This window comes from Streptomyces canus (assembly GCF_030816965.1).
Lineage (GTDB): Bacteria > Actinomycetota > Actinomycetes > Streptomycetales > Streptomycetaceae > Streptomyces > Streptomyces canus_E.
The window spans coordinates 1,252,886-1,277,320 of the sequence record NZ_JAUSYQ010000002.1 but is presented as its reverse complement, the minus strand read 5'-3'; the positions used below and the strand labels follow the sequence as shown (position 1 = coordinate 1,277,320).

Genomic DNA, 24,435 nt, shown 5'->3' with positions numbered 1-24,435 from the left:
GTCGAGACAGGTAAGTTCAAAGTATCGAAAGGCACCTCGCAAATCGGGGGAAATCCATTGAGTGTGCGCTACGTCCTGAGAGACCTCGAAACGTTCTTGAAGATCATGGAACACCCAGGTCGGGGCCAGTCCTACAGCATCCGGGAGCTTGCCGCTTCGGCCCAGGTGAGCAAGTCCAAGATCGAGCGCATCGTGCGCGGGGAACTGGACTGGCTCGACGTCAACGAAGCGCACCGCGTCGTGGAGGCCCTCGGCGTCACGGTGCTAGTTCTTTTCGTGCCCCCGTCGTCAATGCCTCAATGACGAACCGTCCCCCACATCAGCCCCCACAGGAGGAAAAACACGTGCCCAGGACCCGAAAGGACGGCACCCAGCCCGATCCGCCCGAGGGTTACGTCTTCAGTGACGAAGCGGCCCGACGCATGAGCATCACCCGCCGAACCCTCTGGAACCGGCGACAGACCGGCAAAGGCCCCCAGGGGCAACGCCGGGACGGCCGGCTCATCTACTCGATCGCCGAAATCGACGCCTTCAACAAGGCAGAGCTTGAAAGCGGCCTCGCCGCCGAAGCTGAGCGCGCCCACAACTCCCGCCCCCCGGAGCCCCGCCTCACCTCCCGCCGGAAGCCAACCAGGACGGTGTCGCCTGAGGGCGCCGAGCCGGCCCGCGTCGCCGCCTGAGACGGCAAACGCCCCGACCGCCGGGCTCTGACACACCGGCAGCAGGGGCGCCGCGGCCAAGAGCCGCCGATCCACCCACACATCCCTGAGAGAAACAGGAGTGAACCGTGAGTTCATCTTCCCAGAACCTTGAGCCTGTCGGCACCACGCAGGCCTTCGTCGATCTCGCCGCGGCCATCGACCCCAGCGTTTCGTCCGATCAGGCAGCCGACTTGCTTTACGCCTTCCGTATCGCAGTCCGAGCCCAGGCTGAACGGGACGTTCGCAATCGAATCGCCGCCGACTTCGAGGCTTACGGCAAGCAGCACAGCACTCTGTCGTGGGGGCAGGCGCGCTACATCGCCCGCGACGGGCTCTGCTCCTGCAGTGGTGGCAGCATGCCCTGCGACGAGGGCGGTGCCCGGTGACCGACTACCCGGAGATCGCTGCCCGGTTCGCCCGTCACGAGATGACGGTCCTGCACGACGACGGCCTCTACCGGCACCTGCGGTTCGAGGGCACGGCGGACTCGCCTTTCAGCCGCCACCCGTTCGAGCTGATCACGTGGCCGTACAACCTCGTCGTGAAGGCGGGCTGGACGTTCCACTTCGACATCGACGCCACCCCGGACATGTTCGACCTGTTCCGGAACACCGCCTTCAGCGGGCAGATCAACCCCGGCTATTGGTCGGAGAAGGTCCGCGCCGGACGCGACGAGGTCGAGGGGTTCGACGAGAACCTCTTTGAGCGGCAGGTGAAGCAGTACGTCGTCCACTCGATCCGCGATGGCGAGGCCCCGCGCGGTATCGGCGCTGAGGTCACCCGGGAGATCTTCGAGTTGGGTGACATCGCCCACGAGTACGGCGCCCGCGCGGCGTTGGCGGACTTCCGCTACGACGGCTGGGACTTCGGTGACCTCTCGGAGTGGGACTTCAGCGACTACACGCCGGGCTTCCTGCACTCGTGCTACGCGATCCGCCACGGCATCGACGTGTGGGACGCCGCCCGGAAGCAGGTGGCCGCATGACCAGCACGATGGAGTGGATCCGCCGCACCTACGACGTGCCTGCCCGCCACGGCATGCGCATCGAGTACGACGGCCAGCCCGCCACGATCGTCGGCGCCGGCGGCGGCTACCTCCGCTTCCGCATCGACGGCGAGAAGCGCCGCACCGTCGGCCACCCCTGCTACCGGATCGTCTACCCGCCCGTGCCCGAGCCTGTCCGGCCGCGCGGCTGGTGCAAGCACTGCATGCAGGACCGAGCCATGACCGTCGACGGCGTGATGGGCCGCCACCACTGGAGTGGCCGCGACTACTCGGGATCCCGCAGCTACCGCTGGTCCAAGCCGTGCCCCGGCACCGGCAAGCCCCCGTGGAAGCCCGTCCGCAACCTGACCCACCCCGGCGAGCAGAGGGAGGCCACGTCATGACCCGCCCGATCGCCCACGTCGACGTCCCTCTGCCGGTGTTGGCGCTGCAGGTGGCTGCCGCTCACACCAAGTCCCCGTCGGATCGTCTCGCCTACGCCCTCGACGAGTGGCTGCTCGGCCACCCCGAAGCGCCCGTGTCCGTCGACGCCGACTACGCCGAGTGGGCCGCCCGCCTGGCCACCCTCCCCACCTACCGCCGCACCAAGGAGGCGTCGTGAGCGCGTACCACATCACCGTGTTCCTGGACCGCAAGACCAACGTGCGCGGCACTGGCATGCCGAACCCGGTCCTGCACGTCGAGCCCGACGGCTGGCACGGCCCCGGCGACATCTCCTTCCAGATGCGGCAGAGCGTGACCGCCGAGGAGCGGGTGAAGATCGCCGAGGAGTTCCTGAAGTCCGTCACCGCATGGCGGGACCAGATCGTCGGCGAGGTCGAGCGTGAACGCACGGCCGTTGACGAGCTCGCCGCAGCCCGCGAGGAGATCGCCCGCCTCAAGTCCGAGGCGGAGGTGGCCTGACATGGCGACCGTCATCGAGGCCCGCCCGCTGGACGACCTGGAGCAGGACGCGATCGCCCGCGTCGACGTCGAGATGGCCCGGCGTGCCCGCGGCGTGAAGCCGTGGACCACCACCGAGTACGTCGACCAGATCGACCGCGTCCACGCCCGCTACAACCAGCGCCGCACCTGGCTGCGCCTCCACGAACAGGAGGCAGCGTGATGGCCTCCCGCATCGTCGCCACCGTGACCCGCCTGCTGGGCCGCAAGCCCCGTCCAGTCGCGTCCGTCGACCCCCTCGGCACTGTCCTGGCTGCCGCATCCGAGACCGGCGCCGTCATCACCGTCCCGGGCATCGCGGCCTGGGCCGGCCGCGAAACCGCCCCTGACGACACCGACTTCATGGCGTCGCTCGTCGGCGGATTCACCGAGTCCTACGAGGCCTTCTGCGACCGCATCAGCAAGCAGGAGGCGTGATGGGCGGCCGGGACCTTGACCAGCGCGGCCTGACGGTCAGCCCGCTCACGCGCAAGCAGCTGCGGGCCGCGGCGCTGCAAGTCGCCGACCAGGTCGGTGGCGAACACCCGCACCCGGACGACGACACCGACCCGCGCAAAGCAGGCCGCGAACTCGCCCACAACCCGATCGTCCGCGACGAGGTCCTCGAACTCCTCGCCGCCATCGGAATGAGGCCGTGATGGACGCCGCGCTCTGGGCCGCTCCCGCGGTCGCCCTCGCCGCCTGGCTGGTGGCCGTCATCCGCATCGTCCGCCACTTCGACAAAACCCCGGCCGCCCCCAAGGAGCACCAGTGAGCACCCTAACCGAGCCCGCCATCTCCGAGATCGCCGAACTCCTCGACAAGGCCGCCGACGTCATCGACACCAATGGGCACTGCAAGCGATACCTGTACGACACCAAGCAGGCCGCCGGCGGAACCAAACTCGCAGGCTGCCGGGTCGACATCATCGGGGCCCTCAACATCGCCGCCCACGGCACACCCGTGTACACCGGCCGCGACCTGCGGGTGTGGGCTGCCGAGCAGGCCATCCTCGCCCGCATCCCCGAAGCCGCGATCGTCACCTGGAACGACGCCCGCGGCCACGGGAACCGCGAGGCCGCCAAGTTGCTGCGCGACACCGCCGCCAGCCTTCGGGGCGAGGAGTGATGCGCGGCACGGGCCGGCGGCGGGCAGGCGTCGACAACCTGCGGCTGCGGCAGGAGATCGGCACGGTTCGCGCGGATCTCACCTGGTACCAGCGCCGACTCAAGGCGGTCACCGCCCGATGCCGCGCCCTCGCCGCACAGGTCGAGATCGCCGACGGGCAGCTTGTCCTCGCCGAACAGCTCGTACAGCGGCAGGTCATGCAGCTGATGGAGCGCGACGCGGAGATCGAGCGGCTGCACCGGCAGCTGAAGGCCGACGCCGTGCGCACCCAGGAGATCCCGGTTATCGCTGCGGCCGAACTCGCGGGGGTGGCCTAGATGGCGGTCAAGCAGAAGGTCGTCTACATCGCCGCCTGCGACATCCCCGACTGCGGCGCCGTCTACGGCGAAGACCCCGAGTGGGCCTACCACTTCGACAGCCCTGAGGCCGCCACCGCATGGGTCGACGACGGCACCGGCTGGGCCAAGGACGGCGACCGGCTCATCTGTTCGGCCGACGACCGCACACACGACCAGGCCCGCATGCCCGGCCTGCTCATCTGACCCGCCGCCGCCGGCGTCCGACCAACAACCCAAGACCGCCGCGTCGAGCTCTCCCCCCCCAAGCGCTCCGCGGCAGCCGAGGCCCCGCCCTCCCTCCCCCCCCCAACGAGGGCGGGGCCCGGCACCCCACACCTTGAAACGGAGAACCATGAACACCAGCAGCCCCGCGAAGGCCCCACGGCCCCTCGCGTTCATCGACACCGAAACCACCGGCCTGGACGTCGACCACCACGACGCGTGGGAGATCGCCGTCATCCACCGGCGGCCCGGCCACCCCGACACCGAGTACCTGTGGCAGATCCGCGTCAGCCTCGCCGAAGCCGATCCCGAGGCCCTCGACATCAACGGCTACCACAAGCGGTTCGCCGTCCCCGAGGGCGAGCTCGCCGTCCGCATCGCCACCGACGCCACGCCCGCCGACCGCCCCGTCTCCGGCCGCGATCTGATGCTCGACCTGATGGGGATCCTCGACGGCTCCGTCCTCGTCGGCTCCAACCCGGCATTCGACGAGCGGTTCCTGACCAAGCTGTTCCGGCAGGCGGGTGCCACCCCGGCCTGGCACTACCGCACCCGCGACATCGCGACGATGGCGGTCGGTCACCTGTACGGGCAGGCGTACACCCTCACTAAGCAGAGCTGCGACGCCGAGTTCTACGCCCGCGCCGACCGGCTCCTCGAAGACGGCTGGAAGTCCTACGACCTCTCGCGGCTGATGGGCATTGAGCCGCCGGCCAAGGACGACGCGCACACGGCGCTCGGTGACGCACGGTGGGCCCGCGACGTGTACGACGCGATCACCAAGGCCGACGCCTTCTACACCGCCAGCGACGAGCAGCTCGCGGAGCTGGCCGGCCAGGCGCTCAGCAAGGTCGGCCAGCAGTGACCGCCGCAGTGGAGGTGGAGGCACCGGCCGAGGTCGAGCCGGGCCTGTACGACATCGACGCCGAGCTGTACCACAGCGACCCCATCCCTGGCGGCAGCCTCTCCTCGACCGGCGCCCGCAAGCTGGTCAAGGACTGCCCCGCCAAGTTCAAGTACTGGTCCGAGCACCCGCAGCCGCCGAAGAAGGAGTTCGACCTCGGCACCGCCGCCCACACCCTCGTGCTCGGCAACGGGCCCGAACTGGTCGTCGTCGACTCGGAGAAGTGGACCACCAACGCCGTCAAGGCTGAGGTCGCCGCGATCCGCGCCGAGGGCAAGACGCCGCTCAAGCCGTCCGAACTGGAGCAGGTCAAGGCCATGGTCGCCGCGCTCCGCGCCGACGACGAGGCCGCGGCGCTCCTGGAGCCCGGCTCCGGCGTCGCCGAACAGTCCGCGTTCTGGGAGGACAACGGCATCTGGCGGCGGGCTCGCTTCGACTGGCTGCGCCACGACGGCCAGCTCGTCGACTACAAGACCACCAAGTCCGCGAACCCCACCGACCTGCCGAAGGTCATCCACGACTGGGGCTATCACCAGCAGCAGGAGTACTACCTCGACGCCGGCATCGCGCTCGACGTGATCGACCCCGAGAAGCCGTTCCTGTTCGTGCTACAGGAGAAGGAACCGCCCTACCTGGTGGTCGTCACGACCTGCGACCCGATGGCCCGCGAGATCGGCCGTCACCTCAACACGGTCGCCCTCAACGCCTACGCCATCTGCCGCGAGAACGACGAATGGCCCGGCTACCTCCCCAGCCCGATGACCGCGCTGCCCTCGTGGGTCGAGCGCCAGTACGCCTAGGAGAACCCTGCATGTCCCAGCTTCCGCCGCCCATCCGCACCGCTCGCCCGCAGCAGACGCAGACCGACGAGTACGACGACGGTCCGTTCACCTTCCGCCCTGCCACAAAGGACGGCTTCAACGCCACCGTCGCCATCCAGGGCCCGTCCGGCTCCGGAAAGACGTGGACCGGACTGTCGATCGCCAGCGGCCTGGCCGAAGGACGGCGCTTCGCCGTCATCGACACCGAACGCGGCGCCGCCGCCCTCTACGTCAACGACCTCGACGTCACCTTCGACACCCTGCCCATGCACCGGTACGACCCGCGCGACCTGCAGAAGGCACTGGCCGCCGCAGCACAGGCCGGCTACCCGGTCGTCATGGTCGACTCCCTCTCCCACTTCTGGAAGGGCACCGACGGCACCCTCGACCAGGTCGAGAAGGCCAAGTCGAAGTACGGCGGCAACAAGTTCGCCGGCTGGAAAGACGGCACCCCGATCCAGAACGAGATGATCGAAGCGCTCATGGCGTACCCGGGACACGTCGTCGTCACGATGCGGTCCTACGTGCACTGGGTGCTGGAGAACGGCTCCCCGGTCAACAAGGGGATGCGAGCCGAGCAGCGCAAGGGCATCGAGTTCGAGTTCGGTGTGGCCGCAGAGATGGATGAGGCCAACCGGCTGCGCTTCATCAAGTCCCGCTGCCCTTCCTTCCGGGGGCTGATCCTCAACCAGCCCAACGGGGCGGCCGACATCGCCAAGCCCTACCTGGACTGGCTGCGCGACGGCGGCAAGGAGATCGACGCCACCGCGTGGATCGATGCCGCCAGCTCCGTCGAGGCCACCCCGGACAGCCTGCTCGCCCTCTACCGCGAGGTCGAAGCCGCCAGTGCTCTCGCCACTCCGCTGATGCACCCGCAGAGCGGCCAGCCGACCAGCCTCGGCGCCTTCATCAAGGAGCGCGGCATCGCGCTCAAGAGCGCTCAGCAGTAGCCCGCACACGCGAAGGCCGGCCCGCGGGTATCGGGCCGGCCCCTCACCCGACAAGGAAACCACGCCATGAAGGCATCGCTCTGCAAGCACAGCTTCCCGTGCCAGCCGCCGCACGGCTCGATCTTCCGGCCCGGCGACTGCACCGGCTGCGGCATCACCTACGCGGCCCACGAGGCCGAACTCCTCCGCCAGGAAGAGGCCGTGATCGTCGGCACCTCTCACGACGGCAAGTGCCCCGACTGCAACCACACCCGCCGCCTGTTCCGCTTCCAGCCGCCCACCCAGCCCTGGGACGAGCCCGACTACGAGCCGCCCGTCAGCTTCCTGTGCACCGACTGCTTCAACAACGCCGCCGACGCCTACAACGCCGACATCAACGCCGCCTTCGAGGAGGCGGCCCGATGACCCGTTGGTACGTGCGTCAGCACACGAAGCGTGGCGGTATCCACCCGCCCCGGACATTGATCAACCGCGTTGGCGAGCCGTCATCCGCGATGCGACGCCAGGAAAACCGCATCCACGACAAGCGGATCCTCGCCGACTACGTACAGCTCAAGCCCGGCATCCTCGTCGTCTGGGACAGGCAGCCCTACCGGGTCGTCGAACTCGCCGAACGCCCCCTCGACCTGTGGGGCGAGAAGCACGAGATGCGGTACGTGACCGCCGTCGAGCAGTGGGAGCGCTACCCCCGCAATTGGGACCGCCCGGAGAAAGCGACCTGGGACGGCCGCCCGTTCGTCTTCGTCCTCCAGCTCGACGGCAAGCCGCACGAGAAGCCGATCCACCTCATCGGCCCGGCTAACACCTCGTGGGACGTCCTGCCCGAGCACTACGCCATCTGCTCCGCCTGCGGCGAACTCCCGCCCTGCCGCGACGAGCTGAACGAACGGGAAGCCGACCAGCAGGCCGCCCGCTTCCCCGGCCCCAACCTCTGGCGCCCCGACATGCCTGACCACTCCGCCGTCTTCCACGCCCGAAAGGAGTGCGAGGGCGAAGTCGAACGCTACCGGCGCCAGTGGGAAGCCCGCGGCAATCAGACCGACCCACAGCCCAGCCTCTTCGCCGACGAGGAGAACGCGTCATGACCGCGACCGTGCAGCCCGCCCTCGACGGCAGCGTCCCCGAGCCCGTCGACGACTTCGAGACGTGGGCGGAGAAGGTTCGCCCAGCGTTCGTGACCGCCGCGAAGTCCGGCCGGGAATTCGCGTCCTGGCACATCAAGGTCGCCGAGGAGCTTCCCGAGCCGCCGAACCCGCGCGCTATGTGGGGCCAGCTCCTCCACCGACTCCACGACGAGGGGCTGATCGAGCCCGCCTCGTTCACTACCACCCGCGACGGCAGCGGAGTCCGCACCTGGCGCGGCACCCGCGCCGCACGACAGGGGAGGGCCGCGTGATGGCCACCCTCAACCACCTCGCCCCCTCCGGCCGGTTCCTCCTCGCCGCCACCTACACCGGCATCTGGTTCGCCCTCGGCGCCGGCATCGGACGACTCGGGAGGCGGACGTGACCCCCCAGCAGATCGACACCTGGACCGACGCCGGGAGCTGGGTGGCCACCAACTGGCCCAACCTCGCCATCGCCGTCGTCCTCGCCGTGTTCGCCGCCCTGTGCATCCGCCACGCCTGCCACGACCTCGCCGCCGCCAACCGCCGCGTCAACGCCGCACTCACCGAACTCAACGACCAGCAACGGAAGGAGGAACGGCCGTGACCACCGCCGTCCGCGAAGCCCCCCACCACCGCAACCTCACCTGCGTCAAGCAGTACCAGTGCAAGCGGCCCGAATGCGTCGAACGCATCCGCGCCTACGACCGGATCCGCTACCGACAGAAGGGCTACGGCACCTGGCAGCCCCTCGTCGACGCCACCCCCGCACGCAAGCACGTCGAAGCACTGCGAGCCGCCGGCCACAGCACCGTCGACATTCAGCGCACCGCCCGCATCTCCGCAGCCACCCTCGCCCGCATCCTCTACGACGGCGCCAACAAGCGCGCCGAACGCATCCGCCCCGAAGTCGCTGAGCGGATCCTCGCCATCGCCATAACACCCCCGCCGGTCAAGCCCAACAGCATCATCGACGGCACCGGAACCCGCCGCCGCCTCCAGGCGCTCGTCTCCATGGGCTGGACCCTCAACGCCCTCGGACCCCGACTCGGCTTCCACCCCCGGCGACTCACCGACCTGATCCACGGGGAGCGCGTCCTCGCCTCCACCGCGCGCCGAATCGCCGACGGCTACCGCACCCTGCAAACCCTCGACCCGATCGCCCACGGGGTACCCGAACGCTCGGCCAAGCTGTCCCTCAACCTGGCCGCCCGCGAAGGCTGGCCCGGGCCGCTCGACTGGGACGACATCGACGACCCGAACTGCAAGCCGGACGGCCACCGCAAATCCCGCGCCTGGATCCGGAAGCGCCGTCCCGCACCCGTCGACGTAGCCCGCGTTGCGCAACTCACCGCCATCGGCCGCACCGCCGGACAGATCGCCGACGAACTCGGCTGCCACAAGCGGACCGTCGTCCGCGCCCGCGGCCGGGCCGCAGACATGGCGGTCGCCGCATGAGCCCCGGACCGGCAGGCGTGCCGCGCGCCGACATCGTCACCCTCATCCGAGAAGGCCACTCCGACCGGGAAATCGGCCGCCGTCTTCACACCAACCCCAAACGGGTCGGCCGCATCCGCAGCGAACTCGGCGTCCCGAAAGCCGCCCGCGGCACCACCATCACCCGCGAACAGGCATGGGCCGCATTCGCCCAGCCCGTCACCGGCGGACACATGCGGTGGACCGGCTCGATACGGGAGAAGACCTGCCCGGTACTGAAGCACGCCGGCACCGATTACACGGCCCGCCGAATCGCCTTCGAGATCGGACACGGGCGCACGCCAGTCGGGCGGGTCCTCCCTGGCTGCGACTACCCCGGCTGCGTCGCCCCCCAACACACCACTGACCAGCCCATGCGGCAGCAGCTCGACGCCCAAGTAGCCGCGATCTTCGGCCACATCGCCGCCTGAGCGGACACGACAACGGCCCCGCATTGCGGGGCCGGAGGAGAGGAGAGGACGTGACGTCAGGACTCGGAGTCGGCCGGCGCGAGGACGCGCTTCTCGCCGAGGGCCTCAAGAGCGCGCTCGTAGAAGTCCATGCCGACGATGACGGCCACGCGCTTGCTACGGCTGGTCAGCACGGTCGTCTCGTCGAAGTAGCGGGCCTTCTCGATCGCCTCGGCGAGCGAGTTGCGCACCTCGGCGATGGACTTCTGGTTCTCCTTCTTCGTCGCGCTCATGTCGGGAGTGTACCTCACGATCATGATGGACAGGACCGCGATGACCGCTATGATGTACATGAACGCTATCAGGGTGAAAGCGGCGAACCAGAGAGCCGAAAGGGCTTGGTTCCGTGCGCCCTGATTCACCTCGGCGCACACAGAAGCCAAGGAGGGCTCTTGTTCTTCGGAAGCCACGACGACGACCTCTACTGGATCGACAACACGAAGTTCGGATCTGTCGTCGCAAAAGCCATAGCCCGGCGCATCGACGCCAGCGCCGGCGGAAGCCAGGCGTGGCGGCTCGACTACGACGAGATGGCGGACGACTTCGAGTGCGGCATTCCCGAACTCCGCGAGGCTGTCGAGCTGATGGTCGCGAGGGGTCTCGCGCGAGTCGAGCACAACTATCCGGGCCTCGAAGGCACCTGGCTCTTGCTGCTCACGCCCGAGCGCGCGAGGGCCGAGGCTGCGACTGCCGAGGCAGCTCAGAGGAAGGCCGAAGCCCGCGCCGTAAAGATCGCGCTTCGCGGTGGGCGCGTGCACCGCACCCCGATCCCAGAAGGCGTCAAGGCCTTCGTCTTCGACCGCGACGGGCATGCCTGCCGACGCTGCGGCGCCATCGAGGACTTGACGCTCGATCACGTCCATCCGTGGTCCGTCGGGGGCCCGGATACGCCCGACAACCTCCAGGTGCTGTGTCGGCCCTGCAACAGCAGCAAGGGCGACCGGGTCGCCTGACCTGCCGCTCGTCCCTGTAATTCCGATTGAGAAGAGGGCTCGTGAGCCTCGACGCGCAGGACTGGGTTTGGGAGCACTCCGCTTCCAAAGGCACGGCACGCCTCGTGCTGCTCGCGATCGCCGATAAGGCGTCCGGACCGGAGTGCTCGGCCTACGCCGGCACGACCCTCCTCGTGAAGAGGGCGAATGCCGCCCGCTCCTCGGTCGTCGTTGCCGTCGACAGGCTCGTGGCATCTGGCGAGTTGGAGGTCATCGAGGGGCGTACTGGCCCGCGTGGCGAGACCTGGTACCGCCTTCCGAAGGCGGTTGGTCACCGCCGTGAAGGGGGTCCGAAATCCGGACCGGTCCGGAATCCGGACCCCTCCGAAAATCGGACCCCCACCGGTCCGGAATCCGGACCCCTGGGGTCCGAAAACCAGACCCCCACCGGTCCGGAATCCGGACCCCAGAACACAAGGAACGCAACACCACCAGAAGAAACCCATAAAGAAGATCGCGACCCGGGTTCCGCTGGCAGCGAGCGCGACTACCACTGGCCCGTCTTCGCCGAGTTCTGGGTCTGCTACCCGCGGCCCATGCACATCGAGAAGTCCCGCAAGGCGTGGGCAGCCGCGCTCGACCGCGGCGCCGACCCCGGCTTGATCGTGAAAGCCGCCAAGGCCTACGCCTACGCACGCCGCAGCGAAAACCCCAAGTACACGCCGTACTCGGCGACCTGGCTCGACAACGGCGGCTACGACGACCCGATCGACGCCTCGCCTGACTCCGGCCCGCACCGCAACCCCGAAGACCCTTCCGACTACCACCAGGACTGGTGATCAGCATGCAGTGGATTCCTCCGTTCGACCCGAAGCGCTACCACCTCGAACAGCTCCTCGCCGCCCGCGGCGTCGATCCGGACTGGCTCGCCGACAACAGCCTCGACACCTACAGCCCGCCCAACGTCGCCCGCTACTCGATCACCAAGGCGGCCGAGGTCATCCCGTTCCGCTACCAGACCGCCATCGTCGACCAGCCCGACGTCCTCAACTGGTGCAAGGAACTCGTCGACCAGGCCCTCGCCGCACAGAAGGCAGGCCGCTCCGCCATCGCCACCGTCCGCCGCGGGCGCTCCCTGCTGCTGCTCGGCCTTACCGGCACCGGCAAAACCCACCAGGCATACGCCTCGATCCGGGAACTCGCCATTACCGGCGTCGCCGCCACATGGGCCACCACCACCGCCGCCGACATGTACGCCGCCCTCCGGCCCCGCCACGGCATCGACTCGGAAGCCGAGTTCCGCCGCTACCGGGACGCCTCGATCCTCCTCGTCGACGACCTTGGCGCCGAGCGGAAACCCACCGAGTTCACCGAGGAGATCAACTTCCGGCTCATCAACTGGCGGTACGAGCACCAGCTCCCCACCCTGATCACCTCGAATCTGCTGCCGAAGGAGATTGCAGCCCGTCTCGGCGACCGCGTCACCAGCCGGCTCATCGAAATGTGCCAGCGCATCGTCATCGAGGGCCCGGACCGCCGCCGGGGTGAGGCCGCGTGACCACCGAGATCGAGCCGTGGCTCGACACCGCGGAGCCCGGCGACGACTTCGGCCCGAGTATGCCGCGCGACGTGGACGCCGAACGCGTCATTACCGCATCCGCGATGGAGCGCCCCGAGATCGTCGACGAGCTCGCCGCCGAAGGCTTCGACCCCGCGGACATCACCACCGAGTCGTTCCGGTGGGTGTGGTTCGCCGTCGAGGAACTCCGCACCCGCTTCAAGGACGGCGAGATCCGCTGGCTGCCGATCGCACGCCAACTCGAGGCCTGGCATGCCGACGGCCACATGACCGCCCGCCCGCTGACGGAGTCCCAGCTCGCCGAGCTCTACGGCTGGTCTCAGCCCGGCGCCGCCGCCTGGTACGCCGAACGCGTCGCCAAAAAGGCCATCGCTGCCCGCATCGTCGCCCTCGGCCACGACGCCACCGGCCGCGGCAACAGCGCCGCCTTCGACCCCGACACCGACGTCGCCGCCCTACAGGACGCCCTCGACGGGGTAGCCAGGCCGGACACAGCGCAGCAGGCCAAGCACGTCCGCGAACTCATCGGCGCCGCCCTCGAACGCTGCATCACCCCACCCACCAAGGAAGACCGCACCCCCACCGGGTTCATCGACCTCGACGCGCTCCTGTGCGGCGGCTGGGCTCCCGGCCAGATGGTCGTCATCGGCGCCCGCCCCGCCATGGGCAAATCCACGATCGCTTCCGGGTTCGCGCGGGCCGCCGCAGTCACCAACAACATCCCGACCCTGTTCCACACGCTCGAAATGAGCGAAGACGAGATCACCAACGGCCTGCTGTGCGCCGAAGCCAGAGTGGCGCTGCACCACCTCAAGCAGGGCATCGTCGACGACGCCGGCGTCGCACGCGCAGCTGCAGCCGGACAGAAGATCGCCGCCGCACCGCTGTACATCGACGACGTGTCCAGCCTGACCCTGCCCGGCCTGCGAGCCAAGGTCCGCCACCACGTCCGCGCCGACGGCCTCCGCCTGGTGATCGTCGACTACCTGCAGTTGATGACCGCACCCAAGGCGGAGAACCGGCAGAACGAAGTCTCCAAGCTCAGCCGCGGGATCAAGCTCCTCGCCCGCGAATTCGGCATCACCGTGATCATCCTGGCGCAGCTCAACCGCGGGCCCGAACAGCGGCAGGACAAGCGGCCCATGAAGTCCGACCTCCGCGAGTCCGGCTCCATCGAGCAGGACGCCGACATCGTCATCCTCCTCCACCGCGACGACGCCTACGAGCGCGAAAGCCCCCGAGCCGGCGAAGCCGACCTGATCGTCGACAAGCACCGCGGCGGCCAGATCGGAACGATCACCGTCGCCGCCCAACTCCACTACGCCTCATTCGTAGACATGGCGGCCACCTGATGAACCACAACATCGAAGACATCGCGGCGATGCGCGCCCAGGGCGACCTCAAGGACTACCTGCTGTCCCTGGTCGGCACAGCCCCCGCCACCCCGAAGCCGACTCTCGCCGCGGTCCCGTCGCCGGGCTACCGGATCGCCCACACCGGTGGCTGGCCGCTCGGCACCGCCGCCACCGGCCCCACCCCGTCCGCCGACCAGTGCACGTGCGCCAAGTGCGGCGGCAACCCCAACACCGCCACGCACCGAGAGGAAGCCGCCTGATGTCGAGCGCATCTCGCAAGACGCCCCGCACCGCCACGCACCGGCCGGCCACCAGGCGCCGCCGCTTCCGCCACGATGACCTGGTCGCGGTCGACCTGTTTTCCGGGTTCGGCGGACTGACCAGGGGCATCGAGGACGCCGGATTCACCACGATCATGGCCGCGAACCACAACGAGTACAAAGTCCGCGTTCACGAGGCCAACCACCCCGACGCCGAGCACTGGATCGCTGACCTGGTCGACCCGGACAAGGCCGACTACCACTCCGCCCGCGATCTTCCCGCCGCAGATCTCCTCGCCGCCGGCATCAGCTGCGTCAACCACTCCCAGGCCAACACCATCAAGGCCTACGAGCACGGAGGAACCCTCTTCGAGCTCGAAGATCCGGACTTCGAGGCGAGGGTCACGCGGTCCGAGCGTGACCGGGCCACGGCGAACTGCGTCCTGCACTACGCGCAGCAGCACCGCCCCCGGCTGATCCTCATCGAGTGCACCACCGGACTCACCTCGTGGGGCAAGGCAGTTCCGGGCAAGAAGTACGGCGACGGCAGCACCTACCGGTGGTGGCTCAAGCAGTTCCCGCTGCTCAACTACCGCTACAAGGTGCTGTACCTGAACAGCCAGTTCTTCGGCGTCCCGCAGTCGCGGGACCGGCTGTACATCGCCTTCTGGGACGCGTCCCTGCCCGAACCCGACCTGGAACACCGACCGGTGTCGCGGTGCCACCACTGCGACAAGGACGTCGAGGCCGTGTGGACCTGGCGCACCGGGATTCCGCCGACCGGGAAGGTGGCCTACGGCGAACAGTACGAGTACCGGTGCCCCTCCTGCCGCCGAGCCGTCGTACCGCCGATGACACCGTCGCTCGCCGCACTCGACCTGAGCGACCTCGGAACCCGCATCGGAGACCGGCCGATCAAGACGTTCAAGGACGGCCACCGCGGGCCGTTCGCGGCGTCGACAACCGCCCGAATCGAGCGATGCCGCCAGAAGTTCGCCGACTTCCCCGCAATCCTCATGCCCGCCAAGGGTGTACACGGCTCCGAGCGGCTCCTGCTGCAGCCGCTGACCACACAGACCAGCCAGCAGGAGACAGCAATCCTGTCGACTGGCCCGGCCGCCCAGACGCTGTGGGATCAGCCCGCGGTCGCACTCGCCGTGGACAACTACCAGGGCGGCCCGCGCGGAGCGGGTGAGCCGCTGCCCACTCAGGTCGGCTCCGAGACGCTCGCCGTGCTCACTTCCGGCGTCATTCCGTACCGCAACAACACGGTGCCCACCCTGTACGCCGAGTCAATGCCGACGTTCACCGCCGACCAGATCCCTGGCCTGCTCACTGCCGCCGGCTGGTTCAAGCAGAACGGGACCAGCCCTAGCCACGGGACCGCGCCGCACCCGCTCAGCGACCCACTCGGCACGCTCACCGCGCACGACACGACTGCGCTGCTCACAGCCGCGTGGGGGCCAGCGCTCTCGGAGATACCGGCCGAGGACTGCTTCTACCGAATGATGGCCGCCCATGAGATCGGCCGAGGCTGCGGCTTCGACGTCGACTTCCGCGACTACCGCGGCAGCTTCACCGTCTGGGGGACCGCCCGCGACCAGACGGACGGCTTCGGGAACGCCGTCAGCCCGCAGGTCGGCACCTGGATCGGGTCCCGACTGCGAGCCGTCATCCACAGCCCCCAGGACCGCGGCGCGTCAACCGACCTCGTCGAGGCTGCCTGATTTCCCACGCATCACCACCGCGCGACCCCGCATCCCACGCCCGCGCACCCCACCCTTGCCCGGCCCACGAAAGAAGCCTCCGATGACCCAGCCCGAGCCCGCCAACGACCAGACCGCGCGGATGCATGTCTTCCGTGTGTCCGAGATCCGCGACAACGTGCTGCGTCGCGTCCACGGCTACTACGCCAGCCTCCAGGGCGCGTTCGCGTACTGCGAGGCCGAGGAGCGCAAGCAGCCGCTCATCGACACTGTCCGGTTCGAACTGTTCTCCGCGCCGGGCGGTGAGCAGTGGCTGATCCACTCGTACTACGGGCCGGACGATGACTGGCCCGAGGTCAGCGATCTCGTGATCACTCGGGTCGTGGTGATCCCGGACGAGACGCCCGCCGCCGCTGTGCTGCCCGCGAGCGTCGACCGAGCAGACGAGGTCGCCAACCTCCGCACCATGTACGACGCGGCCACCGCCCGCGAGAACGAACTCATCGACGAGCGGGACAAGCTGATCCGCTGGCACCGCGAGGACGAGACCGCACTCAACGAGATGCGGGCCACGATCGAGCGACTCCGCGCCGAGCTGCGTCGTGTGGCCGCCGAGACCCGCAACACCACCGAGGCGCCCACCCCGTGCGGTCCCGCACCCGACGAGTGCGGCGACGAGCCCTGCGCCAACCATGAGCGCGAGCAGGCCCACGCCGAGGGTGAGCACTGCTTCTGCGGGCCGGAGTGCAGCGACGAGGACCCGTCGTGACGCCGCTGTTGGCGTATCTCGCTCTGGTGGTTGCGGTGGCCGCCGTGTGCTGCGGCCATCAGGGCGAGCGGTTCCCGGTACCGCTACGCGCCGCTGTACGGGCCCTGAGACGGCTTGGGAGCCCTCCGCGCGGCTCTGCGGACGCCGGGAGCCTTCCGCGGCCCTCAGGCGGCCTTGTGGCGGCGCGAGAAACCGCAGCAGCCCCGAGACGGGCCCTGACCGCCCCCCAGACGGCCGAACTCCGGTCCGGCGACCTGGGAGCCGCCGATGCCGCCGAACGACGCTCACAGCCGCCAACCCGCCCCGCACCGACATGGGCCCAACCCGACAGCGAGGAAGCCGCATGACCGAGCCCTATCGAGTGCTGATCACCGGGAGCAGGGACTGGCAGAAGGTGGAAGTCGTCCGCTTCGCCCTCGACTACGCGTTCTGCGAGGCCGCGCACTCCGGCCGCGCACTGACCGTCGTTCACGGAGCCTGCCCGCGAGGCGCAGACGCCCAGGCCGCGGACTACGCCAACTACCTGATCAGCCGTGACCTGCCGGTCAAGACCGAACCCCACCCCGCGAATTGGCAGATCAACGGCAAGCGGGCCGGGTTCATCCGCAACGCCCACATGGTCAACCTCGGCGCCGACGTCTGCCTCGCGTTCATCAAGGACGGCAGCCGAGGCGCCAGCCACACCGCCGAACTCGCCGAGCAGGCCGGCATCGAGACACGGAGGTGGACCGCATGACCGACCGGCCCACTATCGACCAACTCCGCAACCTTGCCGACCGGGCCCGCAAAGGCCTCACCGACGCCGAAGCCGACCGACTCCGCGAAGGCATCGACCAGTTGGCCGCCCGACAACCGGCCGCATGGGACGACGGGCCTAGCGTGCGGGAAGCAGCCTCCGTCGACCGCAACTGGGATGTCGAGAAGGCGGGGGAGCGGTGAACAGCCTCCGCCTGCCCCTTCCGCTGCGAGTTCGGGCCCGGCTGCGCATCACCCGCGCCGTCGACCAGGCCGCCATCCGCCTCATCGACCACGGCCACCACCGGGCAGCCGAACGACTCTGGCGCTCTTGTGGACTCTGGTGACCGGCGGCAGCGCGGTAGTGATCTACCTCGGCTGAACGCGGAAGCGCCCTGGTTCGGATGGCGGACCAGGGCGCTCTGTTGTGCGGCTACCTCCGCGAGACCGGTATCGGCAGCGCCAACGTCAGCGCTGTCGCCGGCAACACACCCGCGATGATCAGCACCACCAAAGCCGCCACCACCACGAGCGTGACCACCGCCTCAGGCCAGCCCATCGGCGGACCGGTATCCGGCGGGAGAGGAGGAGGGTTAGGCTTGGAAATGGTCATGGAGATCCAATCTCGTGATCTGCATTCAGGCAGCCCCGGCCTTTCACCTCGCGAGCGAAGCCGGGGCTTCCTGCTGTCTCCAGGAGACGCTAGCGGAGTGGGTGTCGATTGAAACCTCTAGATCACACGCACGGTTGGAAGAACCGCAGGTCAGCGCGCCGGGAGTTGAGTCCCATCAACCCCGCAAGCCGCACGGGCACCAACTTTCGGCAAGACCCGCAACAGCTTCTACGCCCTGGACCTGCGCTTTAGACGATCGGTGGGGCAACTTTCGATGACAGGACCCCGTCCAGGTACGCCTGCACGGGCCTGAAGAGCCCGCCCGGCACCAGCTCCGGGATCTCGCCGGCCCGCACCCACGCCACCTCCGCAACCTCCCGCGGACTTGCCGCGTGGGCGTCACCACCGAGCAGCCGGCAGGCGACGTACACCACCCGCCGGCCCGTCGCCGGATGCACCCGCTCGCCCAGCACCACCATCGGCGCCACGATCACCCCCGCCTCCTCCCCGGCCTCCCGAGCCGCCGCCTCGCTCGCGGTCTCGCCCGGCTCGACCTTGCCCGACGGGAACGACCAGAGGAGGGCGCCCTCGGGGGAGGCGCGGCGGATCAGCAGGACACGGCCCGCGTGGGCGATCACCGCGCCAGCGATGGGGGAGGGGGTCATGCGGGCATCATCTCGGAGACAGCGAAGCGCCCCAACCGGCAGAGCGGTCGGGGCGCTTCATCGTGTGCGTCAGGCGGCAGTCTGGTTCGCCAGCCGCGCGATGCCCGCCGCTTCCTTCAGCCGCATCGCGAACGCGATGAGCTCATCCGCCGTCTCGTCCGCCATGTCCGGGGTCTGGTAGGCGTCCCGGGAGCCGTCCGTCACAACGATCGCCGCGACCCGCATCCTCGGGTCCTCGTTCGCCGGGTCCGAATACACCTGCGTGTACACCTCGAACGCCGAGTAGAAGTCGTCGGTCATCGTCGACACCTGCGCGTGGTCGGGAGCGCCGCGATGGCTGATGTCCTCGACCGCCACCTGCCGTTCGTCCAGGTGGTCCAGCACGCACCACGCCGGGCACGGGACGTGGACCGTCTGAACGCGACCCGGCCGGCCAATCCTCGCGGGCACCAGACGCGGCGTGACCGGGGTCGCAGGGGCGAGGGAGTCGGCCGAACGTGCAACGTTACACTCGGCGGCTACAGTGGTCATGAGACCTTCTCTCTGGCGAGGGACGGGTTGAAGATCAGCGGACTGGCATCCGCTGGTTGAACTGGCCCGGTGTTAGCGCACCGGGCCGTTCGCGTTCTCAGGACGCTAGCGACATAGGTCTCGGAATGCTCAAGCAGTCTTCCGGGTGAGCCGCAAAGAGAGCGACGTCACACTCTCTAGCCGGGGAAGCCGAGCTTGTAGAAGAAGTCGTGGGGCAGCTTCGGGCGCTGCCCCCGGTGGCGAACGACCGGCTGTCGGGCAACGAAGAGTCCGAGCCCGGGTCGGAAGTCCAACAGACCTTCCTGCTGCAGGAGGACGGACGCTTGGCTGACGATGCGCATGTGCGCGCCAACGGCCTCACCCATGGTGCGTAGCGACGGGAGACGCTGCCCCGGCGACCAGCGCTCGCTGGCGATCTCCGCGCGAATGAGGCCGGCGATCGCCGGAACCTTCGCTTGATCCGTTATCGCCGACCATGAGGCCGGGTCGAACGGAGCGTCGTCGTGGTTGTGAGTGCCGTTGAACGGCGGTCGCTCAGCTCGGATGGCCTTCGTCTCGGCGGCCAGCGCCTCCGGGCGGGAGTTGTACCACTCGTCGATCCGCCGAACAGCCTGATGGATCCACGGCTCTCGGTTGCCGCGATGGGCCATCCAGCGACCCTCGGGGTCCTTAGAGATGCCGATGTAGAGCAGGTCGCCGTTGGCGTCGAAGTGTCGGTAGAGCGCGGTGCGCTCGGGTTCAGGCATGCCGCTCCTAACTGAGCGTGTGGCGTGAGCCACTCTCGGAAGCGACTGTAAGAGGTTCATTGAGAGGTTCGCAAGTCTCTCGTTTGCCCGCAGGCGCAACAAAGCCCCGACGCCTGCCGCGTCGGGGCTGGTGAGCGGGCGTATCAGAACTCGTACTCCAGCTCGTAAAGATGCCCCGCCTTGGCCATGATCTCCGCCTGGATCGGTCGGTCATCCACGCTGTACGTCACGCGGAACTGGCGCAGCACGGGAAGCTTGGTCGGCATCCTCAACGCCTTGGCCTGCTCTGGCGTCGGCCACCGCGCGGCCACCTTGTCCACGCAACGCAGCGGCGGCAGACCGGCCTCCAGGAGGACTCGACCCACGCCACCCCGGATCTTCCGGTTCTCGGCGATCGGCGTACCGCGGGCCAGGTCGAGCGGAATGTAGACCTCGACCAACTCGCAGGGCTGGTCGTCCAGGTAGAGCACCTGTCGGCGCAGCTGCGCCTTCTCGCCTTCAGCGAGGCCGAAGGCGTCACGAATGGCGGCGGGCGGCACGACTTCCTCGACCGCGAGTAGATCGCTCTTGCCTGCCAGCCCCTTCTGCTCGGCGGCCGTGATCCACTGGTACTTCCCGCCGTCGCCGGGCGGGTTCTTGTAGCTCGCCGGCTCCATCGCTCGCTGGCGATGCTGTCTCGCATAGACACCGGCGCCGCGCCTCGTGTAGGCGAGCTCTTCCTTCTCAAGCATGTTGATCGCGTTGCGGATCGTCTGTGCGGCTGCGCCGAACATCTCGGTCAGGTCGCGGCTGGATGGCAATTTTTCCCCTGGGGGGAAGTCGCCGTTGAGGATGCCGTCTCTGAGGTAGGCGGCGATCTGGTCCTGTACGGGCCAGACGCTCTCTTCTTCGTGGAGTCCTGCCATGTCAGTCGACCTTCATCGAGTAGTGGAGCCGTCCAATGCGGCCGGGGCTGACCATGACGGACACCTCGTAAGGGTGCCCGTTTGGTGTGCTGATGGTGCGAGTGAGGGTCAGTACCCATTCGCGGTTGTCGGCCAGTTGCAGGGCTTCCGCCTCCTCTTTCGTCGGTGGCCGGGTCTGGACTTCCTCGTTCACGGTGCCGGGCGTGTAGCCGAGCTCGGCCAGCAAGGACACTGCGCCCCCGCGAATGCGACCGGTCTCTGCCAGGGCTGTACCTCCGGCGATTGGGGCCGGCCAGTAGGAGTGCGCCAGTTCCACGGGTTCGTCATCCAGAAGGATCAGGCGGTCGCGCCGGATGACGGGTTCTCCGGCTTTGAGGTCTAGCGCCTCGGCGACTGTGTGCGGAGCGGGTACCGACTCGGCCCTGAGGATTCGCTGAGTGCCTTTCCGGCCCTGGCCTGCCGCTTCTTTGCCCCACGCGTCACCGTGGCCGCTCTCTATGTAGGGCTTCGAAGACCCGGTCCAGCGCTCGTCTGTCACTCCAGCTCCTCCAGTAGGCGACGTCTCTTGAGGCGTCCATCAATTTCTCCACCATAAGCCCACGTCATCGGGGCCCGGGGACCTTACGAGAGCGCTTCGGGCGGGCGAGAAGGTTGTGACCTCTCAAGAATGCACCTACAGTTGAGGAGTCAGCACAACCGACCCCCTACTCCTGGATTGGAGAGTCAGATGCTGCCTGCGGCTCAGAAGCTGCTCACCGTGGCGGAGACCGCAAAGCTTCTGCGGGTCTCCAAGCCGACGGTCTACCGCTGGGCTGCCAGTGGGTACCTGCCGTCGATCCAGTACGGGCAGCCCCGAGTCGAGGGCGAGACCCGGCGTGGGGGAGCCATACGCATCCCGAGCAGCGCCGTAAACGAACTGCTCGCCCTCAACTCCGAGGAGGTGGCCTGATGGCCACGGCAATCACCCAGCTCCCCACCCCCACCACCACCGCCCCGCTGTCCCCGGCGGCGTCGGCTGCTACTGAGCCGCTGAGCGATTTCGCTGCCAAGCTCGTGGATCGCCTGGACTTGCGCCTGAACGCGCCGGAGGTGCTTCCGGCTGTGGCGCGCTACGAGGTCGGGGCGTTCCGGACGGCCCATCTGTCGGCTCGCCTGTTCCGCTACGGGCTGTCGGATGCCGACTTTGGCTCGCTGGAGTTCTGGCAGGACGTGATGCGTGAGGCCCGCGCCACCCTCGCCGACGCCGGCCGCCTCGACCTCATCGGCGGCGGTGTGTGATGCGAACCCTGAAGCTTCTCGCGGTAGCCGTCACCTTCGCGGCCCTGGCCTTGACCGCCTGCCGGCCCGCGCAGGGCCCGGCGGGGACGGTTGTGGACCGGGACCGCACGTACTGGTCGGCGACGAAGCAGTGGACGTACAAGCTGACCGTCGAGAAGGCGGACGGCGGTACCGCGAAGTTCAAGGTGCTGCGCGACGTCTACAAGGCGTGCAGCGAGGGCGAGGCCTACCCGGGGTGTGTGTCGTGACCGCCCGCCAGGTTTTGGAGCGTTTCCCGGCTGGCGCCCCGCGCGGCAGCTGGCCGGCGGAGGAGTTCGCCAAGCAGCGGCGCCTGGAAGGCCAGCCCGCCGAGGTCGTCATGGATCTGTCGTCGGACAGCTTCCTCGTCGTCGCTCCGAACGGTGAGCAGTCGTGACCGCCGACGAGCGCGCCGAGCTCTCCCGCAAGGTCGCCGACGCGAACCGGCGCAGCGAGTCCCGGCCCAAGGGCTAACCCCTAGACCACCGCGGGCGGGTCGACCCCCGTCCCCGCCCGCGGTGCCCCACCCCGCACCACCTCATCCATCCCGGCATGACCAACCGAGGAGATCAGCCATGTCCCGCTACTTGGAAGAGGCCGCCGCCCAGCTCCGGAAGGCGACCGCCGAGTACGAGAAGAACTGCGCCGAGAGCAGCATGCCGACGCTCTCGCGGCAGAACCTCGCCGAGAAGCGGGAGCGCATCGCTAAGGGCTACGCGACGCTCGCCGCGATCGACAACGGGCTGCTACCCGCCGAGATCACGCAGGACGTGATCGCCGCGCTGGTCGCCCGCGCCACCGACTGACCCCGCCCCGCATCACCCCCATCTCCCTTGTTCACCACTCGAAAGGCACCCCCATGTCTCCGTACCTGTTCTCCGCCGACTTCGGCGCCACCGACATCGGCCGGAAGGCCCGCGCCACCACCACGGTCGCCGAGGCGATGGTGCTCAGCATCTCCGACCTGTTCGGCGAGTACGCCAAGGCCCGCAAGGGCGGCGACCTGGCCCGCATGCGGCAGATCCGCCTCGTTGCTGACGGCGAGCTGCTGGCCGAGCTCGACGGCTTCGACTACCCGGCAGCCGCGTGATGGCCGGGGTTCGGCGGCTGATCGCCGCACTGGCGCGCACCGCGAACTGGCGCTGCTCGGACTGCGACACCTGGAACGCCGACAGCGACGAAAAGTGCATCACCTGCGGCTGACCACCCCGACCCGCCGGGCGGGGTCCATCCCCCTGCCCTGCCCGGCTCCTAGCCCCGGCCCCCGCGTGATGCCGCCGGATCGGATCCGGCCCGGGTGCGCGCACCAACCACATCCACGCTGATCGAAGAGAGGCAAGAAATGGGCTACTACGAAAACGAGCTGCGGAAGATCGCCGAGTTTCACGAGGAGCAGGCCACCAGCCTGGAACGGGACAGCCACCTGGATGGGCTGTACGGCGCGGGTGAAGGAGCCAGCCGCGCGGCTGAGCGGGTCAACTCCGTCCAGTCTCATCGGGCGAAGGCCAGCGGACTGTCTGCCGAGGCCGACCGGGCGTCCTGATCGTCCCGAGCCGCCTGATGGCCGACGGCCGCCTCTCCTTCGCCGGTTCGTTCCCCCGCGGCGGCGGGGGAGAGGCACCCCCTGGTCTGGCTGGTCGGCGCATCACCGGTGCGGCGTCCTGCACGACCAGCAACACCAACCGAACCCCGATCGGAAGGAGCACCGATGACTCAGGAGAAGAGGCCCGTGTGCTGGGTCTGCGGCTCAGACGGGCCGCTGGAGAGGCGGCGCACGCTGTACGGCGCAATGAAGTGGGTTTGCCGAGGCGCCCGCTGTCGGGGCGCCTGAACCGGTGCCCGCCAAACCGTGCCCGGTCGGCGAGTGCCCGCAGTGCTGGCATCACGCCCACGTCCTGCACGTCGGCAACCCGCTGGGACTGGTGGCCGAGCCAGAGTGCCCGCCGTGTGAGAACCACCGGGTGAACGGCTGCCCGACCCTCATGGGACCCAACGGGATCCCGGTGCCCAACACGAAGAAGTTCAGCTGGTGGTGACCGCCAGCACGACCTGACCTCCCCCATACGAAAGGACTGACCCGCATGAGCACCTACGGCAAGGACGACCAGATGAGCCCCCGAGAGGTAATCGCCCGACGTCTCCAGCAGGTCGGCCTGGCCGTTGCCGGTGAGCGGGGATCCCGGGCCGCCAACGCGGTATCTGCAGCGATCGGGTGCGGACGCATCGAACTGTGCGACGACCCGACCTGCCCGAACTGCGCCCCTGTCGAGTAGAGGCCCCCGCTCGCCTTCGCCCCACTTG

The 24,435-nt window shown here is 68.7% G+C and carries 47 protein-coding genes; 40 read left to right on the top strand and 7 right to left on the bottom strand.

The window, feature by feature from the left end:
* The first annotated feature begins 63 nt into the window (after positions 1-63).
* The 22 genes from QF027_RS07025 (at position 64) to QF027_RS06920 (ending at position 10,003) form a co-directional block, all read left to right on the top strand.
* Positions 64-303 (top strand): helix-turn-helix domain-containing protein, encoded by a 240-nt coding sequence (locus QF027_RS07025; protein WP_307073470.1) that lies wholly within the window; start codon positions 64-66, stop codon positions 301-303.
* Between the two features lie 41 nt (positions 304-344).
* Positions 345-680 carry a hypothetical protein gene (locus QF027_RS07020; RefSeq protein ID WP_307073468.1) on the top strand — a complete coding sequence of 112 codons (336 nt, stop codon included), beginning with the start codon at positions 345-347 and terminating at the stop codon, positions 678-680.
* Between the two features lie 107 nt (positions 681-787).
* Complete coding sequence (locus QF027_RS07015) at positions 788-1,087, top strand: hypothetical protein (protein ID WP_307073467.1); 300 nt, start codon at positions 788-790, stop codon at positions 1,085-1,087.
* Positions 1,084-1,686 (top strand): hypothetical protein, encoded by a 603-nt coding sequence (locus QF027_RS07010; RefSeq protein ID WP_307073465.1) that lies wholly within the window; start codon positions 1,084-1,086, stop codon positions 1,684-1,686. The genes QF027_RS07015 and QF027_RS07010 overlap by 4 nt, the downstream gene beginning before the upstream one ends.
* Positions 1,683-2,090, top strand: a complete 408-nt coding sequence (locus QF027_RS07005; protein WP_307073461.1) for a hypothetical protein — start codon at positions 1,683-1,685, stop codon at positions 2,088-2,090. The genes QF027_RS07010 and QF027_RS07005 overlap by 4 nt, the downstream gene beginning before the upstream one ends.
* Entirely contained in the window at positions 2,087-2,308 is a 222-nt protein-coding gene (locus tag QF027_RS07000) for a hypothetical protein (protein ID WP_307073459.1), read from the top strand. The genes QF027_RS07005 and QF027_RS07000 overlap by 4 nt, the downstream gene beginning before the upstream one ends.
* Positions 2,305-2,610: a hypothetical protein gene (locus QF027_RS06995; protein WP_307073457.1), complete on the top strand. Its 306-nt coding sequence runs from the start codon at positions 2,305-2,307 to the stop codon at positions 2,608-2,610. The genes QF027_RS07000 and QF027_RS06995 overlap by 4 nt, the downstream gene beginning before the upstream one ends.
* A gap of 1 nt (position 2,611) precedes the next feature.
* Positions 2,612-2,812: a hypothetical protein gene (locus QF027_RS06990; RefSeq protein WP_307073455.1), complete on the top strand. Its 201-nt coding sequence runs from the start codon at positions 2,612-2,614 to the stop codon at positions 2,810-2,812.
* On the top strand, positions 2,812-3,066 hold the full coding sequence (locus QF027_RS06985; protein ID WP_307073453.1) for a hypothetical protein: 255 nt from the start codon (positions 2,812-2,814) through the stop codon (positions 3,064-3,066). Before QF027_RS06990 ends, QF027_RS06985 begins: the two co-directional genes overlap by 1 nt.
* Positions 3,066-3,287 carry a hypothetical protein gene (locus QF027_RS06980; RefSeq protein WP_307073451.1) on the top strand — a complete coding sequence of 74 codons (222 nt, stop codon included), beginning with the start codon at positions 3,066-3,068 and terminating at the stop codon, positions 3,285-3,287. Before QF027_RS06985 ends, QF027_RS06980 begins: the two co-directional genes overlap by 1 nt.
* A gap of 112 nt (positions 3,288-3,399) precedes the next feature.
* Positions 3,400-3,756, top strand: coding sequence for a DUF6197 family protein (locus QF027_RS06975; RefSeq protein ID WP_307073449.1), 357 nt, complete (start codon positions 3,400-3,402; stop codon positions 3,754-3,756).
* A complete protein-coding gene (locus tag QF027_RS06970; protein WP_307073447.1) occupies positions 3,756-4,073 on the top strand; it encodes a hypothetical protein in 318 nt (105 codons plus the stop codon). Before QF027_RS06975 ends, QF027_RS06970 begins: the two co-directional genes overlap by 1 nt.
* Positions 4,074-4,298, top strand: coding sequence for a hypothetical protein (locus QF027_RS06965; protein WP_307073445.1), 225 nt, complete (start codon positions 4,074-4,076; stop codon positions 4,296-4,298).
* A gap of 148 nt (positions 4,299-4,446) precedes the next feature.
* Positions 4,447-5,181, top strand: coding sequence for a 3'-5' exonuclease (locus QF027_RS06960; RefSeq protein ID WP_307073443.1), 735 nt, complete (start codon positions 4,447-4,449; stop codon positions 5,179-5,181).
* Positions 5,178-6,020 (top strand): PD-(D/E)XK nuclease-like domain-containing protein, encoded by an 843-nt coding sequence (locus QF027_RS06955; protein ID WP_307073441.1) that lies wholly within the window; start codon positions 5,178-5,180, stop codon positions 6,018-6,020. The genes QF027_RS06960 and QF027_RS06955 overlap by 4 nt, the downstream gene beginning before the upstream one ends.
* Before the next feature lie 11 nt (positions 6,021-6,031).
* Positions 6,032-6,991 carry an AAA family ATPase gene (locus QF027_RS06950; protein WP_307073439.1) on the top strand — a complete coding sequence of 320 codons (960 nt, stop codon included), beginning with the start codon at positions 6,032-6,034 and terminating at the stop codon, positions 6,989-6,991.
* A 66-nt stretch (positions 6,992-7,057) separates the two neighbouring features.
* Positions 7,058-7,396 (top strand): hypothetical protein, encoded by a 339-nt coding sequence (locus tag QF027_RS06945; protein WP_307073437.1) that lies wholly within the window; start codon positions 7,058-7,060, stop codon positions 7,394-7,396.
* Between the two features lie 89 nt (positions 7,397-7,485).
* Positions 7,486-8,076 (top strand): hypothetical protein, encoded by a 591-nt coding sequence (locus QF027_RS06940; protein WP_307073436.1) that lies wholly within the window; start codon positions 7,486-7,488, stop codon positions 8,074-8,076.
* Complete coding sequence (locus tag QF027_RS06935; RefSeq protein ID WP_307073434.1) at positions 8,073-8,387, top strand: hypothetical protein; 315 nt, start codon at positions 8,073-8,075, stop codon at positions 8,385-8,387. Before QF027_RS06940 ends, QF027_RS06935 begins: the two co-directional genes overlap by 4 nt.
* A 109-nt stretch (positions 8,388-8,496) precedes the next feature.
* Positions 8,497-8,703 (top strand): hypothetical protein, encoded by a 207-nt coding sequence (locus QF027_RS06930; protein ID WP_307073432.1) that lies wholly within the window; start codon positions 8,497-8,499, stop codon positions 8,701-8,703.
* A complete protein-coding gene (locus tag QF027_RS06925; protein WP_307073430.1) occupies positions 8,700-9,554 on the top strand; it encodes a hypothetical protein in 855 nt (284 codons plus the stop codon). Before QF027_RS06930 ends, QF027_RS06925 begins: the two co-directional genes overlap by 4 nt.
* The gene (locus QF027_RS06920; RefSeq protein ID WP_307073429.1) at positions 9,551-10,003 is read left to right on the top strand and encodes a hypothetical protein; all 453 of its coding nucleotides are present in this window, start codon (positions 9,551-9,553) and stop codon (positions 10,001-10,003) included. The genes QF027_RS06925 and QF027_RS06920 overlap by 4 nt, the downstream gene beginning before the upstream one ends.
* A 56-nt stretch (positions 10,004-10,059) precedes the next feature.
* On the opposite strand, the gene QF027_RS06915 is transcribed toward QF027_RS06920, so the two are convergent.
* Positions 10,060-10,275, bottom strand: a complete 216-nt coding sequence (locus QF027_RS06915) for a type II toxin-antitoxin system prevent-host-death family antitoxin (protein ID WP_307073427.1) — start codon at positions 10,273-10,275, stop codon at positions 10,060-10,062.
* Positions 10,276-10,434: 159 nt separating this feature from the next.
* Here QF027_RS06915 and QF027_RS06910 point away from each other — a divergent pair, with 159 nt between their 5' ends.
* The 10 genes from QF027_RS06910 (at position 10,435) to QF027_RS06865 (ending at position 17,725) form a co-directional block, all read left to right on the top strand.
* On the top strand, positions 10,435-10,995 hold the full coding sequence (locus QF027_RS06910) for an HNH endonuclease (RefSeq protein ID WP_307073425.1): 561 nt from the start codon (positions 10,435-10,437) through the stop codon (positions 10,993-10,995).
* Positions 10,996-11,036: 41 nt separating this feature from the next.
* Entirely contained in the window at positions 11,037-11,813 is a 777-nt protein-coding gene (locus QF027_RS06905) for a hypothetical protein (RefSeq protein WP_307073422.1), read from the top strand.
* 5 nt (positions 11,814-11,818) lie between these two features.
* Complete coding sequence (locus QF027_RS06900; RefSeq protein WP_307073420.1) at positions 11,819-12,532, top strand: ATP-binding protein; 714 nt, start codon at positions 11,819-11,821, stop codon at positions 12,530-12,532.
* Positions 12,529-13,905, top strand: a complete 1,377-nt coding sequence (locus QF027_RS06895; protein WP_307073418.1) for a replicative DNA helicase — start codon at positions 12,529-12,531, stop codon at positions 13,903-13,905. The genes QF027_RS06900 and QF027_RS06895 overlap by 4 nt, the downstream gene beginning before the upstream one ends.
* Positions 13,905-14,168 carry a hypothetical protein gene (locus QF027_RS06890; RefSeq protein ID WP_307073417.1) on the top strand — a complete coding sequence of 88 codons (264 nt, stop codon included), beginning with the start codon at positions 13,905-13,907 and terminating at the stop codon, positions 14,166-14,168. Before QF027_RS06895 ends, QF027_RS06890 begins: the two co-directional genes overlap by 1 nt.
* Complete coding sequence (locus tag QF027_RS06885; protein WP_307073414.1) at positions 14,168-15,895, top strand: DNA cytosine methyltransferase; 1,728 nt, start codon at positions 14,168-14,170, stop codon at positions 15,893-15,895. The genes QF027_RS06890 and QF027_RS06885 overlap by 1 nt, the downstream gene beginning before the upstream one ends.
* Positions 15,896-15,977: 82 nt before the next feature.
* The gene (locus tag QF027_RS06880) at positions 15,978-16,643 is read left to right on the top strand and encodes a hypothetical protein (RefSeq protein WP_307073412.1); all 666 of its coding nucleotides are present in this window, start codon (positions 15,978-15,980) and stop codon (positions 16,641-16,643) included.
* A gap of 343 nt (positions 16,644-16,986) precedes the next feature.
* Positions 16,987-17,379: an SLOG family protein gene (locus QF027_RS06875; RefSeq protein ID WP_307073411.1), complete on the top strand. Its 393-nt coding sequence runs from the start codon at positions 16,987-16,989 to the stop codon at positions 17,377-17,379.
* Positions 17,376-17,582 carry a hypothetical protein gene (locus QF027_RS06870; RefSeq protein ID WP_307073409.1) on the top strand — a complete coding sequence of 69 codons (207 nt, stop codon included), beginning with the start codon at positions 17,376-17,378 and terminating at the stop codon, positions 17,580-17,582. The genes QF027_RS06875 and QF027_RS06870 overlap by 4 nt, the downstream gene beginning before the upstream one ends.
* Positions 17,579-17,725 (top strand): hypothetical protein, encoded by a 147-nt coding sequence (locus QF027_RS06865; protein WP_307073408.1) that lies wholly within the window; start codon positions 17,579-17,581, stop codon positions 17,723-17,725. The genes QF027_RS06870 and QF027_RS06865 overlap by 4 nt, the downstream gene beginning before the upstream one ends.
* An 86-nt stretch (positions 17,726-17,811) precedes the next feature.
* Here QF027_RS06865 and QF027_RS06860 read toward each other — a convergent pair whose 3' ends face one another.
* The 6 genes from QF027_RS06860 to QF027_RS06835 form a co-directional block, all read right to left on the bottom strand.
* The gene (locus tag QF027_RS06860) at positions 17,812-17,991 is read right to left on the bottom strand and encodes a hypothetical protein (protein WP_307073406.1); all 180 of its coding nucleotides are present in this window, start codon (positions 17,989-17,991) and stop codon (positions 17,812-17,814) included.
* 248 nt (positions 17,992-18,239) lie between these two features.
* Positions 18,240-18,656, bottom strand: a complete 417-nt coding sequence (locus QF027_RS06855; RefSeq protein ID WP_307073404.1) for an NUDIX domain-containing protein — start codon at positions 18,654-18,656, stop codon at positions 18,240-18,242.
* A 69-nt stretch (positions 18,657-18,725) separates the two neighbouring features.
* Positions 18,726-19,187 carry a DUF6907 domain-containing protein gene (locus QF027_RS06850; protein ID WP_373432404.1) on the bottom strand — a complete coding sequence of 154 codons (462 nt, stop codon included), beginning with the start codon at positions 19,185-19,187 and terminating at the stop codon, positions 18,726-18,728.
* Positions 19,188-19,363: 176 nt separating this feature from the next.
* A complete protein-coding gene (locus tag QF027_RS06845; RefSeq protein ID WP_307073400.1) occupies positions 19,364-19,933 on the bottom strand; it encodes a GntR family transcriptional regulator in 570 nt (189 codons plus the stop codon).
* A gap of 143 nt (positions 19,934-20,076) precedes the next feature.
* Positions 20,077-20,838 (bottom strand): GntR family transcriptional regulator, encoded by a 762-nt coding sequence (locus tag QF027_RS06840; RefSeq protein ID WP_307073398.1) that lies wholly within the window; start codon positions 20,836-20,838, stop codon positions 20,077-20,079.
* Between the two features lies 1 nt (position 20,839).
* On the bottom strand, positions 20,840-21,376 hold the full coding sequence (locus tag QF027_RS06835) for a UTRA domain-containing protein (RefSeq protein ID WP_307073396.1): 537 nt from the start codon (positions 21,374-21,376) through the stop codon (positions 20,840-20,842).
* A 189-nt stretch (positions 21,377-21,565) separates the two neighbouring features.
* On the opposite strand from QF027_RS06835, the gene QF027_RS06830 reads away from it, so the two are divergent.
* From QF027_RS06830 to QF027_RS06795, 8 genes are all read left to right on the top strand, one after another.
* Entirely contained in the window at positions 21,566-21,787 is a 222-nt protein-coding gene (locus QF027_RS06830) for a helix-turn-helix domain-containing protein (RefSeq protein WP_307073394.1), read from the top strand.
* On the top strand, positions 21,787-22,116 hold the full coding sequence (locus QF027_RS06825) for a hypothetical protein (RefSeq protein ID WP_307073392.1): 330 nt from the start codon (positions 21,787-21,789) through the stop codon (positions 22,114-22,116). The genes QF027_RS06830 and QF027_RS06825 overlap by 1 nt, the downstream gene beginning before the upstream one ends.
* Positions 22,116-22,364 carry a hypothetical protein gene (locus QF027_RS06820; RefSeq protein WP_307073390.1) on the top strand — a complete coding sequence of 83 codons (249 nt, stop codon included), beginning with the start codon at positions 22,116-22,118 and terminating at the stop codon, positions 22,362-22,364. Before QF027_RS06825 ends, QF027_RS06820 begins: the two co-directional genes overlap by 1 nt.
* Entirely contained in the window at positions 22,361-22,531 is a 171-nt protein-coding gene (locus QF027_RS06815; protein WP_307073388.1) for a hypothetical protein, read from the top strand. Before QF027_RS06820 ends, QF027_RS06815 begins: the two co-directional genes overlap by 4 nt.
* A gap of 178 nt (positions 22,532-22,709) precedes the next feature.
* Entirely contained in the window at positions 22,710-22,940 is a 231-nt protein-coding gene (locus QF027_RS06810; protein ID WP_307073384.1) for a hypothetical protein, read from the top strand.
* 53 nt (positions 22,941-22,993) lie between these two features.
* Entirely contained in the window at positions 22,994-23,224 is a 231-nt protein-coding gene (locus tag QF027_RS06805; protein ID WP_307073383.1) for a hypothetical protein, read from the top strand.
* Between the two features lie 252 nt (positions 23,225-23,476).
* Positions 23,477-23,677, top strand: a complete 201-nt coding sequence (locus tag QF027_RS06800) for a hypothetical protein (protein WP_307073382.1) — start codon at positions 23,477-23,479, stop codon at positions 23,675-23,677.
* Between the two features lie 538 nt (positions 23,678-24,215).
* Positions 24,216-24,407, top strand: a complete 192-nt coding sequence (locus tag QF027_RS06795) for a hypothetical protein (RefSeq protein ID WP_307073380.1) — start codon at positions 24,216-24,218, stop codon at positions 24,405-24,407.
* Positions 24,408-24,435 lie beyond the last annotated feature (28 nt).